19 protein-coding genes are annotated in these 16064 nt (G+C 67.2%); 11 read left to right on the top strand and 8 right to left on the bottom strand.

Features of this window, described 5'->3' with window-relative positions; translation table 11 throughout:
• Positions 1–983 precede the first annotated feature (983 nt).
• Genes hisF through hisB form a run of 6 tightly spaced genes read right to left on the bottom strand, consistent with a single transcriptional unit; the run spans position 984 to position 4994 of the window.
• On the bottom strand, positions 984–1751 hold the full coding sequence (gene hisF, locus AADI75_RS03275) for an imidazole glycerol phosphate synthase subunit HisF (protein ID WP_341207618.1): 768 nt from the start codon (positions 1749–1751) through the stop codon (positions 984–986).
• A gap of 40 nt (positions 1752–1791) precedes the next feature.
• Complete coding sequence (locus AADI75_RS03270) at positions 1792–2778, bottom strand: bile acid:sodium symporter family protein (RefSeq protein WP_341207659.1); 987 nt, start codon at positions 2776–2778, stop codon at positions 1792–1794.
• Positions 2775–3509 (bottom strand): 1-(5-phosphoribosyl)-5-[(5-phosphoribosylamino)methylideneamino]imidazole-4-carboxamide isomerase, encoded by a 735-nt coding sequence (gene hisA, locus AADI75_RS03265; protein WP_341207617.1) that lies wholly within the window; start codon positions 3507–3509, stop codon positions 2775–2777. Before hisA ends, AADI75_RS03270 begins: the two co-directional genes overlap by 4 nt.
• The gene (gene hisH / locus AADI75_RS03260; RefSeq protein ID WP_341207616.1) at positions 3497–4102 is read right to left on the bottom strand and encodes an imidazole glycerol phosphate synthase subunit HisH; all 606 of its coding nucleotides are present in this window, start codon (positions 4100–4102) and stop codon (positions 3497–3499) included. Before hisH ends, hisA begins: the two co-directional genes overlap by 13 nt.
• On the bottom strand, positions 4099–4410 hold the full coding sequence (locus AADI75_RS03255; protein WP_341207615.1) for a YciI family protein: 312 nt from the start codon (positions 4408–4410) through the stop codon (positions 4099–4101). Before AADI75_RS03255 ends, hisH begins: the two co-directional genes overlap by 4 nt.
• A complete protein-coding gene (gene hisB, locus AADI75_RS03250) occupies positions 4407–4994 on the bottom strand; it encodes an imidazoleglycerol-phosphate dehydratase HisB (RefSeq protein WP_341207614.1) in 588 nt (195 codons plus the stop codon). Before hisB ends, AADI75_RS03255 begins: the two co-directional genes overlap by 4 nt.
• A 101-nt stretch (positions 4995–5095) precedes the next feature.
• Between hisB and AADI75_RS03245 the strand changes: the two genes are divergently transcribed.
• The 8 genes from AADI75_RS03245 to AADI75_RS03210 all read left to right on the top strand — a co-directional run bounded on the left by AADI75_RS03245 (position 5096) and on the right by AADI75_RS03210 (position 10730).
• On the top strand, positions 5096–5581 hold the full coding sequence (locus AADI75_RS03245; protein WP_028966722.1) for a ClpXP protease specificity-enhancing factor SspB: 486 nt from the start codon (positions 5096–5098) through the stop codon (positions 5579–5581).
• 216 nt (positions 5582–5797) lie between these two features.
• Positions 5798–6211: a GNAT family N-acetyltransferase gene (locus AADI75_RS03240; protein WP_341207613.1), complete on the top strand. Its 414-nt coding sequence runs from the start codon at positions 5798–5800 to the stop codon at positions 6209–6211.
• A 156-nt stretch (positions 6212–6367) separates the two neighbouring features.
• Positions 6368–7765 (top strand): class II fumarate hydratase, encoded by a 1398-nt coding sequence (gene fumC / locus AADI75_RS03235; RefSeq protein ID WP_341207612.1) that lies wholly within the window; start codon positions 6368–6370, stop codon positions 7763–7765.
• Positions 7766–7833: 68 nt separating this feature from the next.
• Positions 7834–8046 (top strand): hypothetical protein, encoded by a 213-nt coding sequence (locus AADI75_RS03230; RefSeq protein WP_341207611.1) that lies wholly within the window; start codon positions 7834–7836, stop codon positions 8044–8046.
• On the top strand, positions 8043–8267 hold the full coding sequence (locus tag AADI75_RS03225; protein WP_341207610.1) for a hypothetical protein: 225 nt from the start codon (positions 8043–8045) through the stop codon (positions 8265–8267). The genes AADI75_RS03230 and AADI75_RS03225 overlap by 4 nt, the downstream gene beginning before the upstream one ends.
• An 89-nt stretch (positions 8268–8356) precedes the next feature.
• Positions 8357–8704 (top strand): phosphoribosyl-ATP diphosphatase, encoded by a 348-nt coding sequence (locus AADI75_RS03220; protein ID WP_341207609.1) that lies wholly within the window; start codon positions 8357–8359, stop codon positions 8702–8704.
• Positions 8705–8715: 11 nt separating this feature from the next.
• A complete protein-coding gene (locus AADI75_RS03215) occupies positions 8716–9108 on the top strand; it encodes an HIT domain-containing protein (RefSeq protein WP_341207608.1) in 393 nt (130 codons plus the stop codon).
• A gap of 86 nt (positions 9109–9194) precedes the next feature.
• Positions 9195–10730, top strand: a complete 1536-nt coding sequence (locus tag AADI75_RS03210) for an amino acid permease (RefSeq protein ID WP_341207607.1) — start codon at positions 9195–9197, stop codon at positions 10728–10730.
• A gap of 85 nt (positions 10731–10815) precedes the next feature.
• Here AADI75_RS03210 and mscL read toward each other — a convergent pair whose 3' ends face one another.
• Entirely contained in the window at positions 10816–11283 is a 468-nt protein-coding gene (gene mscL / locus AADI75_RS03205) for a large conductance mechanosensitive channel protein MscL (protein ID WP_341207606.1), read from the bottom strand.
• Between the two features lie 91 nt (positions 11284–11374).
• Between mscL and AADI75_RS03200 the strand changes: the two genes are divergently transcribed.
• A complete protein-coding gene (locus AADI75_RS03200; protein WP_341207605.1) occupies positions 11375–11914 on the top strand; it encodes an NUDIX domain-containing protein in 540 nt (179 codons plus the stop codon).
• Between the two features lie 245 nt (positions 11915–12159).
• Here the strand turns inward: AADI75_RS03200 and AADI75_RS03195 are convergent, their stop codons facing one another.
• Entirely contained in the window at positions 12160–12441 is a 282-nt protein-coding gene (locus AADI75_RS03195) for an NADH dehydrogenase ubiquinone Fe-S protein 4 (protein WP_341207604.1), read from the bottom strand.
• 179 nt (positions 12442–12620) lie between these two features.
• Between AADI75_RS03195 and dnaK the strand changes: the two genes are divergently transcribed.
• A complete protein-coding gene (gene dnaK / locus AADI75_RS03190) occupies positions 12621–14525 on the top strand; it encodes a molecular chaperone DnaK (protein WP_341207603.1) in 1905 nt (634 codons plus the stop codon).
• Between the two features lie 337 nt (positions 14526–14862).
• Positions 14863–15984 (top strand): molecular chaperone DnaJ, encoded by a 1122-nt coding sequence (dnaJ, locus tag AADI75_RS03185; RefSeq protein WP_341207602.1) that lies wholly within the window; start codon positions 14863–14865, stop codon positions 15982–15984.
• Positions 15985–16064: the final 80 nt, after the last annotated feature.

Raw genomic sequence — 16064 nt, 5'->3', positions numbered from 1 at the left:
TTGTTGGGCTTCTGGCGGTCTGCTCCACTGGCGACTGTATTTAGGTCCGCTCCCCACCACGAACAGCATTCCGCTAAGGTTTATCTGAAAACCTTACTCCCCCAAGACGCATTTCCCAGAAGGCGACATTGTGCTCTTGGCGAGATCGCACAGTTGCCCGTTCGCCGGGCGCGTTAAGTTCGCTCTTCCGCCAAGACACGCTTCGTAGTCCGAGATGCCTACGTCAAACTTGTGTTCCACCCGCGGTTTGCGCAGGTGCTTACAGGCTTGGCGAGCCGACTTGATTGCCGCAGTCTCTGTCGCTTCTGAGGCATCGCGACCTGCGTCGGCTTGCTGGTCAGCTTCAGGCGAGCAAGCAGCAAGCAAGGCAGTGAGAACAAAGAATACGGGGAGGCGCATGGCGACAGGCCCTGCGCGATCGGCTGCTTTTGCAATATTATCGCCGATAGCCGCCTGATCGCTCACTACCACACCCAGTCGCTTACCGGGATCGAGCCAGCGGTTCGAGTTCCTTGGGGCACGCGCTCCAACATGAAACCTGATGTAGCTCTCGTAGGAGCGCATTAGCAGCGAGTGGGTGAGAGATGAGCCGGCGCGCGCCTCGCAGCATTTGTTCGAAGATCAGGATGTCGCGGCCATGCGGCACAGCGTGATACGCCGTCGAAGCCCTTGCCGTTACGTCCGTGTAGAGAAGGACCGGCTGGCGCTTCAAAACACAATAGGCCGCAGCAGCGCGCCAACTCCTCTGATACTGGTCGATGCTCCAAATTGACGTACTGGACCAGAACGTTTCGTCGAGTTCGCCAACGCGTATCCGCCCACGCACATAACCGGCGCTTGGCGCCTCATAGCCGTTCGGTCTCTTGCAAAATGTCAGGGCCGCCACGGTCATGAGAGCGGCTTACCACCGCATGACAATGGCAGCTATCCACCAATGCCAGACATTCACCCGCGTCACGCGTCAACGCTGTCAGAGGCCCCGTTTATTGCAACGGTGACCTCACCGGCACCCCAGCCGCCGCCAGCGCGGCGTGCGCCTCGGCCACCGTTGCCTGCCCGAAATGGAAGATCGACGCCGCCAGCACCGCCGAGGCGTGCCCCTCGACCACCCCCGCCACCAGATCGGCCAGCGATCCGACCCCGCCACTCGCCACCACCGGCACCGCGGTGCGGTCGGCGATCGCGCGGATCAGGTCGAGGTCGTAGCCGCCCTTCGTCCCGTCGCGATCCATCGACGTCACCAGCAACTCGCCCGCGCCCAGTTCGGCGAGCCGCAGCGCGTGTCCGACCGCATCGATCCCGGTCGCGCGTCGCCCGCCGTGCGTGAACACCTCCCAGCCGTCGCCGCTGCGCCGCGCATCGACGCTGGCGACGCAGCACTGGCTGCCGAACCGCTCGGCGATATCGGCGACCACCTCGGGCCGCGCCACCGCGGCGGAATTGACCGCGACCTTGTCCGCGCCGGCCAGCAGCAGCGCGCGCGCATCCTCGGCGGTGCGCACCCCGCCCCCGACCGTCAGCGGCATGAAACACACCGCCGCGGTCCGTCGCACGACGTCGAGGATCGTGCCACGCGCCTCATGGCTGGCGGTGATGTCGAGGAAGCACAATTCGTCCGCGCCCGCCGCATCATAGGCGCGCGCCTGTTCGACCGGATCGCCGGCATCGACCAGATCGACGAAATTAACGCCTTTGACGACGCGCCCGCCGGCAACGTCGAGGCACGGGATCACACGGGCGCGAACGGTCATGCGCGGCTCATGCCCGCGCCGGCGCGACCGGGCAAGCGCGTCACGCCGCCCGCTCCGCATAGCGCCGCGCCAGCCATGCGCAGACGAACAATTGCACCTGATGGAAGATCATCAGCGGCAGCACGATCAGCCCGACGCTGTGCGCCGGAAACAGGATCGCCGCCATCGGGATGCCGCTCGCCATGCTCTTCTTCGACCCGCAGAAGACGGTCGCGATCTCGTCGGGCACGGTAAAGCCCAGCGTGCGCGACGCCAGCCGCGTCGCGCCGATCACGATCGCGAGGATGACGAGCGAGACGAAGACGATCGCCATCAGCGTCAGCGGCGAAACATGCTGCCACAGCCCCGCGACCACCCCCGCGCCGAACGCGGCATAGACAACCACCAGCACCGATCCACGGTCGACCACCTTGGTCAGCAGCGGATGCGCGAGCAGCCAGCCTTGCGCCCACGGCCGCACCGCCTGCCCGACGACGAACGGCAGCAGGATCTGCACCGCGATGTCGCGCAGCGCATCGAGCGACAGCCCGCCGCTCGCGCTGTTCAGCAATTGCGCGACCAGCAGCGGCGTGATGACCACCCCGACGAGGTTCGACAGCGACGCGCTGCACAGCGCCGCGGGCACGTTGCCGCGCGCGATCGAGGTGAAGGCGATCGACGACTGGACCGTCGACGGCAGCAGGCAGAGGTACAGCAGCCCGGTGACGATCGGCGCGGGCAGCCACGCCTGCGTCGCCGCCGCGACGCCGAGGCCGATCAACGGGAACAGCAGGAAGGTGCTGAGGAACACCAGGAGCTGCAACCGCCATTGCGCCAGCCCCGCCCAGATCGCCTGCGGCGCGAGCCGCGCGCCGTACAGCAGGAACAGCAGCGCGACCGCGACCGTGGTGCCATGGTCGACCCACACCGCCGCCGCCCCGCGCGCCGGGAGGACGGCGGCAAGCGCGACCGTCGCGATCAGCAGCAGCAGGAAGCGGTCGGCCCGCGCGAGCAGTGCGGCGAGGCGGCGGGGAAACGGGCGGGTCAGCGTCCCGCTACCCGCAACGCTTCGGCCAGATCGAGTCGCCCGTCGTAAAGCGCGCGCCCGGTAATGACGCCCTCCACGCCATCACCGGCATGCGCGGCGAGCTGGTGGATGTCGTCGATCCCCGCGACCCCGCCGCTGGCGATCACCGGGATACGCACGTCGCGGGCGAGCGCGACCGTCGCCGCGACGTTGCAGCCCTTGAGCAGCCCGTCGCGCCCGACATCGGTGAACAGCACCGCCGCCACCCCCGCATTCTCGAAGCGCCGCGCGAGATCGGCGACGCTGGTGGTGGAAACCTCCGCCCAGCCCTTGGTCGCGACCATCCCGTCGCGCGCATCGACCGCGACGACGATCCGGCCGGGATAGCGCGCCGCCATGTCGCGGACGAACTGCGGCTGTTCGAGCGCGGCGGTGCCGATCACGACGCGCGCGACGCCGAGATCGAGCCACGCCTCCACCGCCGCGGGCGTGCGGATGCCGCCGCCGAGCTGCACCTTGCCGGGAAAGGCGGCGACGATCCCGCGCACCGCCTCACCGTTGACGCTCTCGCCCGCGAACGCGCCGTCCAGATCGACGACGTGCAGGTGCGTCGCGCCCGCCGCCGCGAACGCGCGCGCCTGCGCGGCGGGATCGTCCCCATAGACGGTCGCGCGCGCCATATCGCCCTCGGCGAGCCGGACGACCTGTCCGCCTTTGAGGTCGATCGCGGGGAAGACGATCAGGGACGCCATGCCAGAAACCTTTCGAGCAGCGCCAGACCGTAGCGCTGGCTCTTTTCGGGGTGGAATTGCACGCCCAGCACCGTGTCGCGCGCGATCGCGGCGGTCACCGGCCCGGCATGGTCGGTGGTCGCGACCACGCCGTCGCCGGTGAAGGCGTAGCTGTGGAGGAAATAGGCCTCGCCGGGGACGATCAGCGGGTGACCGGCGATCGGCACCACGTCGTTCCAGCCCATGTGTGGCACCTTGGCGTCGCTGCCCGCCGGGTCGATGCGGCGCACGCTGCCCGCGATCCAGCCGAGCCCCTTGTGGACGCCAAGTTCCTCACCGGTTTCGGCGAGCAACTGCATCCCGACGCAGATGCCGAGGAACGGCGTGCCCTGCCGGAGCGCCCGCTCCTCCAGCGCCGCGACCATACCGGGCACCGCGCGCAGGTTCGCCGCGCAGGCGCCGAACGCGCCCACGCCGGGCAGCACGATGCGATCGGCGCGCCGCACCACCTCGGGGTCTGCTGTGACGGTCAGGTCGGCGCAGCCCGCCGCGCGCAACGCATTCTCGACCGAATGGAGATTGCCGGCCTGATAGTCGATCAGCGCGAGCGTCATGCCAGCCACCCGTGCAGCTCGGTCGCGGCGAAGCTGGCGCTGAACGGCACCACCTCCGCGGTCGCCACCCCGCTGGTCACGAACGGATCGGTCGCGACGACGCGCTCGACCGCCTCTCGTTCGCCGCGCATCACGATCACCCCGCCGCTGCGCGGCGTGCGCCGCCCCGCGACAAGGAACACGCCCTGCGCGAACCCCTCATCGAGCCAGGCGACATGCGCAGCCATCTGCGCGTCGACCTCTTCGAGCGGACGCACATAGCTGAGCAACACGACGCACAGCGCGCCGGCGGCGCGAAACCCCGTCACAATATCCCCTTGGTCGAGGGGATCGCATCGGCCTTGCGCGGGTCGATCTCGACTGCGGCACGCAACGCGCGCGCCAGCCCCTTGAACATGCTCTCGGCGATATGATGGTTATTGTCGCCGTACAGCGTTTCGATGTGCAGCGTGATCCCGGCGTTCTGCGCGAAGCTGTGGAAGAAATGCTGGAACATCTCGGTGTCCATGCCCCCCAGCCGCGCCTGCGAGAAGCGTGCGCGCCACACCAGCCACGGCCGCCCCGAGATATCGAGCGCGACGCGGGTCAGCGTCTCGTCCATCGGGCTCAGCGCATCGCCATAGCGGCGGATGCCGCGCTTGTCGCCGAGCGCCTGCGCCACCGCGTTGCCGATCGCCAGCGCGGTGTCCTCGACGGTGTGATGTTCGTCGATGTGCAGGTCGCCGTCGCAGCGGACGTGCAGGTCGATCAGCCCGTGGCGGGAGAGCTGTTCGAGCATATGGTCGAAAAAGCCGACCCCGGTCTTCACGTCGTAAACCCCCGTCCCGTCGAGGTTGACGGTGACGGCGACCTTCGTCTCCGAAGTGTCGCGGCGGATCGTGGCGGTGCGCATATCGCCTCGTCCATAACGCGCCCCGCCGTGCAGGCAACCTTGCCGAGTAACCTTACCAAGCGAGCTTGACGGTGCCGCGCACCGCGCTACCCATGGCGGCCATGAGCGATATGCTGCCCGACAGCCTGATACCTTACGACGAAATCGTGCAGGAAGCCCTGCGCGCGGTCGTGGGGCGCGTGCTGGGAACCGTGGCCGAGTCGGGCGGTCTGCCGGGCGAGCACCACTTCTACATCACTTTCAAGACGCAGGCGCCCGGGGTCGACATCCCGCAGCGGCTGATCGAGCGCTTCCCGGACGAGATGACGATCGTCCTCCAGAACCGCTTCTGGGACCTGACGGTCGATCAGGAGCGCTTCTCGGTGGGGCTGAGCTTCAATCAGGTGCCGTCGAAGCTGGTCATTCCCTATTCGGCGATCACCGGCTTCCACGACCCGACGGTCAATTTCGAGCTGCGCTTCCAGGCGCAGGAAGGCCCCGGCGATGGTCCCGGTCCGCACGACCCGGCCGAGAACGACGGGCCGAGCGTGACGCCGGTCGAGGACGGGTCGAACGTCGTGGCGGTGGATTTCAAAAGGAAGAAGTGACGATGCGAGCGGCGCACCAGTGCGCCGCGGTCGCAAGGCGACGCATCGGCACGGCCGGCGCAGCAAGCGAGTCCGACGTCATGGGATCCACTCCCATGACGTGCCCTCCACGCTCCGTAACCCCAACCGTCATTGCGAGCGCAGCGAAGCAATCCAGAGCGTCGCGCGCCGGACCCTGGATCGCTTCGCTGCGCTCGCAATGACGAAAGTCCCGACATGATCGACCTTATCCCCAACCCCGGCGACGTCGACCTCGATGCGATCCTCGCCCCGCTGGTCGCGCACAACGACGCCGCCGCCGGCCCGACCGAGCGCCACAAGCTCGCGCTGGTGCTGCGCGACGACGCCGGCACCGCGATCGGCGGGCTGTGGGCGGAGGCGAGCTATCGCTGGCTGTTCGTCAAATATCTCGCGCTCCCGCCAGAAGCGCGCGGCAAGGGACAGGGCCGCGCGCTGATGCTGGCGGCCGAGGACGAGGCGCGACGACTGGGCTGCGTCGGCATCTGGCTCGACACGTTCAGCTTCCAGGCGCGCGGCTTCTACGAGAAGCGCGGCTATGGCGTGTTCGGGCAGATCGACGATTACCCGCCCGGCGAAGCGCGCTTCTTCCTTTTGAAGCGGATCGGGTAATCGTCATCCCCGCAAAGGCGGGGATCCAGAACCTCTGACGTAGCGGCCCTTGCGAGAACCTGCGCGTCTGGATTCCCGCCTGCGCGGGAATGACGAGAGCAGGAATGACGGAGAGCGGGTTGCGCAACAACCGCCCGCCCGGCCAGTTATCCCCGCATGACCCACGCCACCCGCACCGAAACCGACTCCATCGGCCCCATCGAGGTCTCCACCGACGCTTATTGGGGCGCGCAGACCGAGCGCAGCCTCGAAAACTTCCCGTTCGGCGCGCGCGAGCGGATGCCGATCGAGATCGTCCACGCGCTCGCGCTGGTCAAACAGGCCGCCGCACGAGTCAACCGCCGCCACGGGCTCGCCGCCGAAAAGGCCGGGGCGATCGAACAGGCCGCGCAGGAAGTCGCAGAGGGCAAACTCGACGATCATTTCCCGCTGGTGATCTGGCAGACCGGCAGCGGCACGCAGAGCAACATGAACGTCAACGAGGTGATCGCCGGCCGCGCCAACGAGATCCTCACCGGCACGCGCGGCGGCAAATCCCCCGTCCACCCCAATGACGACGTCAACCGCGGGCAATCCTCGAACGACAGCTTCCCGACCGCGCTCCACATCGCCTGCTCGATCGCGGTGCGGCAACGCCTGATCCCGGCGGTCGAGCGGCTCCACACCGCGCTCGATGCCAAGGCGCAGCAATGGCGCGACCTCGTCAAGATCGGGCGGACGCATCTGCAGGACGCGACGCCGCTGACGCTCGGCGACGAATTCTCGGGCTATGCCCACCAGCTCTATCGCTGCCTCAAGCGGATCGGGCCGGCGGTCGAGCAAGGCACCGACCGGCTCGCGCAGGGCGGCACTGCGGTCGGCACCGGACTCAACGCCCCCGCCGGATTCGCGCGCGATATCTGCGCCGAACTGGGCGCGATCACCGGGATTGCGTTCAGCCCCGCCGACAACTTCTTCGAGGCGCTGGCGAGCAACGATCCGCTCGTCCATCTGTCGGGCACGCTCAATACGCTGGCGGTGGCCTGCACGAAGATCGCCAACGACATTCGCCTGCTCGGCTCGGGCCCACGCTGCGGGCTGGCCGAACTCGACCTGCCCGCCAACGAGCCCGGCAGCTCGATCATGCCCGGCAAGGTCAACCCGACGCAGTGCGAGATGCTGACGATGGTCGCCGCGCAGGTGATCGGCAACCATGTCGCGGTCACGGTCGGCGGGATGCAGGGGCATCTGGAGTTGAACGTCTTCAAGCCGGTGATCGGCGCGGGGGTGCTGCGCTCGATCGACCTGCTCGCGACCGGCTGCGACAGTTTCGCCGAACGCTGCGTCGAGGGGCTGACCGCCAATGAGGCGCGGATCGGTGAGCTGCTCGACCGCTCGCTGATGCTCGTCACCGCGCTCGCGCCCGAGATCGGCTACGACAATGCCGCCAGGATCGCGAAACACGCCCATGCCGAGGGGATGACGCTCAAGGAGGCAGGGCTCGCGCTGGGGCTGGTCGATGCGGAGACGTTCGACCGGGTCGTGCGGCCGGAGGCGATGTTGGGGCGTTCCTGACCGGATGACGACCGGAACCGCGCCGCTTCCCCGGCATTGTTCATGCGAAACGAACGAGGGTTATCAACATGGGTGCTACCACGATCGGCGCGCTGATCGGCGGCGCGATAGACTCGCTGTCGGGAGACGACAGCGCGGCAGACGGCGCGCTGTACGGCGCGATCACCGCCAATGTCCTGAAGGTCGCGCTGCCGATCGTCGCAACCTGGGCAATCGGCTGGGGCGTGCTGAAGGGCATCGAAATTCTCGGCGACACGGTATCGGAAAGGATCAAGGCATGATTCGCAGCATTCTGGGCGGACTGGTCGGGCGCGAACTCGACCGGCGCGGGCGTGACGGCGGCGCAGGTGGCGCGATTATCGGTGCGATCGCGGCCCGCGCGGTGACGCGGATGGGGCCGCTCGGCTGGGCGCTGGGTGGCGCGTATGTTGCGAAGAAGGCGTACGATCGCCACCGGGCTAGCAAGGCAGGCCAGCCGTCGCGTTACCCGCCGGCGGTCTGATGTCGCTTCGTCATGCCGGGCCAGTCCCGGCATGACGGCGCTACCGCATCATTCTTGACCCCGGCGGCGCGACGCGGCACCCCGTCACTATGACTGCAACCGACACGTTCGATCGGCTGTTCGCGACGATCGCCGCGCGCAAGGGTGCCGACGCCGACGGCTCGTACACCGCCTCGCTGTTCGCCCGCGGCCGTGCGCGGATCGCGCAGAAAATTGGTGAGGAAGCGACCGAGATCGTCATTGCCGCGATGGGTCAGAACCCGCGCGCGATCGTGCCCGAAGCCGCCGACCTGATCTACCACCTGTTCGTGTTGCTCGCCGATGCCGGGCTTACCCCCGACGACATTCGTGCCGAACTGGCGCGGCGTGAGGGGACCAGCGGGCACGAGGAGAAGGCGGCGCGCGGCCCGCTACCCCTCTCCTTTCGCGCCGAATAGAGGATCCGCGCATGAGCGTCGACGCCACCTTGCCCTATGACGACGGCAACATCTTCGCGCGGCTGCTGCGCGGCGAGATCCCGTCGAAGCGCGTGTACGAGGACGACCATACGATCGTCTTCCACGACATCGCGCCCTGGGCGCCGACGCACCTGCTGGCGGTGCCGCGCGGCAGCTACGTCAGCTGGGATGATTTTTCCGCGAACGCCAGCGACGCGGAGATCGTCAGTTTCACGCGTGCCGTCGGACGCGCCGCGCGTGCCGCCGGGCTGGTCGCCAGCGGCTATCGACTGATCGCCAACACCGGGCTCGATTCGCATCAGGAGGTGCCGCATCTGCACGTCCACATTCTCGGCGGGCGCGCGCTCGGTCCCATGCTGGCGCACAACGACAGCCACGAATGAAACCGTCATCGTAACGCAACACTATTGCGCGCCCGCGATCCGCCGCTAGGCTCCGGCCATCAGCATTTCCGGGGGCTTCGACCTACATGATATTCGGGCGCGTCAAACCTCTCGACGCCATCCTCGCCACCGCCGAGAAAAAGTCGCTGCATCGCACGCTCGGCTGGTTCCAGCTCACGCTGTTCGGCATCGGTTGCGTGATCGGCACCGGCATCTTCGTGCTGACCGCAGCGGGCGCGCAAAAGGCCGGTCCCGGCCTGATGCTCGCCTTTGCGATCGCCGGCGCGATCTGCATCGTCGCCGCGCTCTGCTATGCGGAGATCGCAGCGATGATCCCGGTGGCGGGATCGGCCTATACCTACACCTATTCGACGATGGGCGAGCTGCTCGCCTGGACGGTCGGCTGGGCGCTGATCCTCGAATATGCGGTGGCCGCCAGCGCGGTGGCGGTCGGCTGGTCGGGCTATTTCACCGGTACGATCCTCAATCAATTCCTGGGCGTGCATCTGCCAGCGTGGCTTTCGGCGGCGCCGCTCGCGCTGGGCGGCGCGCCGGGGGGGCTTATCAACCTGCCCGCGGTGGTGATCGCCTTGCTCATCACCTGGCTGCTGATGATCGGCACCACCGAAAGCGCGCGCGTCAACGCCGTGCTGGTCGCGATCAAGGTGACCGCCCTGACCGCATTCGTCGCGCTGACGCTGCCCAGTGATTATTTCAGCGCCGATCGCTTCAACCCGTTCCTGCCCGCGGGCGTGTTCGGCGGGTTCGGCACCGGGGTCGGCGCGGTCGGCGCGGCGGCGACGATCTTCTTCGCCTATGTCGGGTTCGACGCGGTGTCGACCGCCGCGGAGGAAACCAAGAACCCGCAGCGCAACGTGCCGATCGGCCTGATCGGGTCGCTGCTGTTCTGCACCGTCTTCTACATCCTCGTTGCGGCGGGCGCGATCGGGACGATCGGCGGGCAGCCGATCATGGGGCCGAACGGCATCCCCTTCCCGGCCGGATCGGAAGAACTGGCCCGCGAATGCGCATTGCCGCAATATAAGGACGCGCTGGTCTGCTCGGGCGAGGCGCTGGCGCACGTCCTGCGCACGATCGGCTGGTCGGGGATCGGCAATCTGCTGGGCATCGCCGCCTTCGTTGCGCTGCCGTCGGTGATCCTGATCCTGATGTTCGGCCAGACGCGCATCTTCTTCGTGATGAGCCGCGACGGGCTGCTTCCCGAACGGCTGTCGACCGTGCACCCGAAGTGGAAGACGCCGCATATCGTGACCGGGATGACCGGGGTGGGCGTCGCCTTCGCCGCAGCCTTCCTGCCGGTCGGGCAGCTCGCCGATATCGCCAATGCCGGGACGCTTTACGCCTTCGCGATGGTCGCGGTGGCGGTGATGATCCTGCGCCGGACCGCGCCAAACCAGCCGCGCAGCTTCCGCACCCCGGCGCTCTGGCTGGTCGGGCCGCTGACGATCGCCGGCTGTGTGTTCCTGTTCTTCAACCTGCCCTCGGCGGCGATGCTGGTGCTGCCGGTATGGGGCGCGGTCGGGCTGGTGATCTATTTCGGCTACAGCCGCGGCCACAGCCATCTGGGCCGCGGCATCGTCGAAGTGCACGAGACGCACTGACGCAGGCTCCAGACGAAAAAGGGCCGGGAGGAGCGATCCCCCCGGCCCTTTTCTTTGCGTCGCTCCTGCGCAGGGGCGACGGCGCTCATGCTTGCGGCGGGACCGGCCCCCGCGCCTTCAGCTCGTCGCGGATCTCGCGGAGCAGCACCACTTCGGCGGGGTCGGCCGCCGGCTCCGCATTGCCCGCGGCCTTCTCGCGCTCGACGGTCGCGATCAGCTTGTTGACGCTGCGCATCAGCAGGAAGACGATGAACGCGAGGATCAGGAAGTTGATGACGACGGTGATGAACTCGCCGTACCCGAGCAGCGGCACACCCGCGGCCTTGAGCTGCGCATAGCTCGCCGTCGAGCCCTTGTAATCGGCCGGCACCGGCCCGAGCCGGACGAAATAGCTGGAGAAGTCGAAACCGCCGAACAGCGCGCCGACGATCGGCATGATGACGTCGTCGGTCAGCGACTTGGTGATCGTCGCGAACGCGCCGCCGATGATGACGCCGACCGCCAGATCCAGCACGTTGCCGCGCGCGATAAACGCCCGGAAATCCTTGAGCATGAGCGACTTCCTTCCCTGTTGCACGATGCGATCGAGGGTAGGCGCGGTTTTTCGCTTCGCCAAGCGCCGCCGCGCCGATAAACGGAGCGGCATGACCCATCCGCACCGCGACGCCGCTTTTCCGCCCGAAACCGCCTGGGAAGGCCGCTATATCAAGGTCGTAAAGCAGGGCGGCTGGGAGTTCGTCGCGCGCCAGCGCGGCATCCAGGCGGCGGTGATCGTCGCGATCGACGATTCCGACCGGGTGGTGCTGGTTGAGCAATATCGCGTGCCGCTCGGGTGCCGCTGCCTCGAACTTCCGGCCGGGCTGATCGGTGACGAGACCGAGGGCGAGGCGGTCGCGGTCGGCGCGGCGCGCGAACTGGAGGAAGAAACCGGCTACCGCGCTGGGCGGATCGAGGAACTAGGGTTCTTCCATTCCTCGCCGGGGATGAACAGCGAGGGCTTCACGCTGGTGCGCGCGCACGATCTGGTGAAGGTCGGCGACGGCGGCGGCGAGGCCGACGAGGATATCGAGGTGCATCTGGTGCCCCGCACCGAGATCGCCGCCTTCGTCGCGCAGAAGCGCGCGGCGGGCGTGGCGATGGACGTCAAGATGCTGGTGCTGCTGGCGGATGTGCTGATCGGGTGACGCCAGGAATCGTGGCGCGTCCAGCCCTCAATCGCCGTCGCCCCTGCGCAGGCAGGGGCCTATGACTGTCTAGTCCGTGGCTGACGTCGACACATGACGCACCGCGCCTGTGTCAAACCGCGCACTCCGAGTTGAGAGACATGGGCCCCTGCCTGCGCAGGGGCGACGGGATTTGGGGTGAACCGCCAGCCACCTCAAGTCATCCCGGACTTGATCCGGGGCGACGGCACCAAGCCCTCGTCAATTCAGCGGAAGTTATCCGCGTAGCTCTGCAACTTCAGCTTCTTCTCCGGCGCCGGGATCACGGTATACGCCAGCCCCTCCGCTTCGGCATAGGCGACCGCCGCCGCGCACGTCGGGAACGCCAGCCGGATCTGGTCGCGCGTGTCGCCGCTGCCTGCCCAGCCGGTCAGCGGATCGGGGCGCTTTGGCTCGCCGGGCTCGAACTCCAGCTGCCACGTATCGGTGCGGGCCTTGCCGGACTGCATGGCGTTCTTCGGGCGCTGATAGATGCGGGCGGTCTGCATGATGGGCTCCTCCTACGTCCCACGCGGCGAACAGGCAATGGTTCCCGCGGACATGATGCGGCAATCTTGCGGGCTGCAACACGCCACCTATATCGCCCTTTGTCACACGCGGTTGCGCTGCCGTAACGGGGCGTGGCGGCGACGAAGTCACAAATATGCAGGGGCTAGGTAAAGCACTCATGGCAAAAGTTATCGGTATCGACCTCGGCACCACCAATTCGTGCGTGGCCGTTATGGAAGGCGGCAAGGCCAAGGTTATCGAGAACGCGGAAGGCGCGCGCACCACGCCGTCGATCGTCGCCTTCGCCAAGGACGGCGAGCGACTGATCGGGCAGCCCGCCAAGCGTCAGGCCGTCACCAATGGCGACAATACGATCTTCGCGGTGAAGCGCCTGATCGGCCGCCGCTTCGACGATCCGGTCACCAAGAAGGATACCGAGCTGGTCCCCTATCACATCGTGAAGGGTCCGAATGGCGACGCCTGGGTACAGGCCGGGGGCAAGGAATACAGCCCGTCGCAGATCAGCGCCTTCACGCTCCAGAAGATGAAGGAAACCGCCGAATCGTACCTCGGCGAGACGGTGACGCAGGCGGTCATCACCGTCCCGGCGTACTTCAATGACGCGCAGCGTCAGGCGACCAAGGACGCCGGGCAGATCGCGGGCCTTGAGGTGCTGCGCATCATCAACGAGCCGACCGCAGCGGCGCTGGCCTATGGCCTGGACAAGCAGGACGGCAAGACGATCGCGGTCTATGACCTCGGCGGCGGCACGTTCGACGTCTCGATCCTCGAGATCGGCGACGGCGTGTTCGAGGTGAAGGCCACCAACGGCGACACCTTCCTGGGCGGCGAGGACTTCGACAACAAGATCGTCGAATATCTGGCCGAGGGCTTCAAGAAGGACGAGGGCATCGACCTCGCCAAGGACAAGCTGGCGCTGCAGCGGCTGAAGGAAGCCGCCGAGAAGGCGAAGATTGAGCTGTCGTCGGCGGCGTCGACCGAGGTCAACCTGCCCTTCATCACCGCCGACCAGAACGGCCCGAAGCATCTGGTGAAGACGATCACCCGCGCCGATCTGGAGCGGCTGGTCGAGGACCTCATCAAGCGCACGCTCGATCCCTGCAAGAAGGCGCTTTCGGACGCCGGCGTCACCGCGAACGACATCTCGGAAGTGGTGCTCGTCGGCGGCATGACCCGCATGCCGCGCGTCCGTGAGGTGGTGAAGTCGTTCTTTGGCAAGGACCCGCACACCGGCGTCAACCCGGACGAGGTCGTCGCGATGGGCGCTGCGATCCAGGCCGGCGTGTTGCAGGGCGACGTCAAGGACGTGCTGCTGCTCGACGTGACTCCGCTGTCGCTGGGCATCGAAACGCTGGGCGGCGTGTTCACGCGCATGATCGACCGCAACACCACGATCCCGACCAAGAAGTCGCAGACCTATTCGACCGCTGACGACAATCAGCAGGCGGTGACGATCCGCGTCTTCCAGGGCGAGCGCGAGATGGCGGCGGATAACAAGCTGCTCGGCCAGTTCGACCTGCTCGGCATTCCCCCCGCCCCGCGCGGCGTGCCGCAGATCGAGGTGACGTTCGACATCGACGCCAACGGCATCGTCAACGTCAGCGCCAAGGACAAGGGCACCGGCAAGGAGCAGCAGATCAAGATCCAGGCGTCGGGTGGCCTGTCGGACGCGGACATCGACAAGATGGTCCGCGACGCCGAGAGCTTCGCCGAGGAGGACAAGAAGCGCCGTGCGGCGGCCGAGGCGAAGAACAACGCCGAATCGCTGATCCACACCACCGAGCGTCAGCTCGCGGACAACGGCGACAAGGTCGACGAATCGCTGAAGGCCGAGATCCAGTCGGGCATCGACGCCGCCAAGGCGGCGGTCGAGAGCGGCGATCCGGAGCAGATGAACGAGAAGAGCCAGGCGCTGGCGCAGGTCGCGATGAAGCTGGGTCAGGCGATCTACGAGAAGCAGCAGCAGGCCGATGCCGCGCCGCAGGGCGACGCAGGCGCCGAAGAGGCGAAGAAGGACGATGTGGTCGACGCCGAATTCTCGGAAGTCGACGAGCAGAAGTAACGTCTCCCTTAAAGCCCTCTCCCCGGCGGGGAGAGGGTTGGGAGAGGGGCAGTGAGGATAGGGTGACGATGCATCGCAAGTCAGCGTTCGTGGCCGCCTCCTCACACCCGCGCCCTACCCCTTCCAACCCGTCATCCCCGCGCAGGCGGGGATCCAGAACCTCCGACGTCTCGCTTCTATCGCCGACGTCGGCGTGTCTGGATCCCTGCCCTCGGCTGAAGGCCGAGGTTTATCCTGAGCGCCTGCCTTGCAGGCAGTCGAAGGGCGGGGATGACGGTAAGAACAAACGGGTCGTCCGCACCTTCCTGCCGGAATGCCGATCCGACCTAGAGGCCGCATGACCGACATCGATTATTACGAGCTGCTCGAATGCGAGCGCACCGCTGACGCGGCGACGATCAAATCGTCGTATCGCAAGCTCGCGATGAAGTATCACCCGGACAAGAACGCCGGTTGCAAGGATTCGGAAGCGCGCTTCAAGGCGGTCAGCGAGGCGTATGATTGCCTCAAGGACCCGCAGAAGCGTGCCGCCTATGATCGCTTCGGCCACGCCGCGTTCCGCAACGGGGGCGGCGGGCATCAGGCGCAGGATTTCGGCGGCTTCTCCGACATCTTCGAGAGCGTGTTCGGCGAGTTCATGGGCGGCCAGCGCGGCGGCGGCGGGCGGCAGCAGACGCGCCGCGGCGCCGACCTGCGCTACGACATGGAGATCACGCTGGAGGAAGCGTTCCACGGCAAGGAGACGGAGATCACCGTCGACATCTCCGCGCCGTGCGACACCTGCCACGGCACCGGGTCGAAGCCCGGCACGCACGCGCACACTTGCCAGCATTGCCACGGCCACGGCAAGGTCCGCGCGCAGCAGGGCTTTTTTGTCGTCGAACGCGCCTGCCCGCTCTGCCACGGCTCGGGGCAGGTCATCACCGATCCGTGCGCCGACTGCCGCGGCGAGGGTCGCGTCGAGAAGACCAAGACGCTCGCCGTTTCGGTTCCGCCCGGCGTCGATGAAGGTACGCGTGTCCGGCTGACCGGCGAAGGCGAGGCGGGCGCGCGCGGCGCACCGGCCGGCGATCTCTACATCTTTCTCCACGTCAAGCGCCACGCCTTGTTCGAGCGCGAGGGCACGACGCTGTTTGCGCGCGCGCCGATCAGCTTCACGACCGCGGCGCTCGGCGGGACGATGTCGATCCCCGGGCTCGACGGTCGCCGGCACGACGTGAAGATCCCCGCCGGCATCCAATCCGGCAAGCAGCTTCGCCAGCGCGGCGCGGGGATGCCGGTGCTGCAAGGGCGCGGGCACGGCGATCTCGTCATCCAGATCGACGTCGAGACGCCCACCAAGCTGACCACGCGCCAGCGCGCGCTGCTTGAGGAATTCCGCGAAACCGAAACCGGCGAGGAGTGTCCGCAGAGCCAGGGCTTCTTCTCGCGGCTCAAGAGTGTCATTGCGGGCGAATGACCGAGTCTGAAGAAAACGCGCCCCAGGAGTCCAACGCGCCAGCGTCTCAACATTCGCAACATTCGGCCCCGGAGCCAGGG

Source organism: uncultured Sphingomonas sp. (genome assembly GCF_964021865.1).
In the GTDB taxonomy this organism is placed as follows: Bacteria; Pseudomonadota; Alphaproteobacteria; order Sphingomonadales; family Sphingomonadaceae; genus Sphingomonas.
This window is presented reverse-complemented; position numbering and strand designations above follow the sequence as displayed.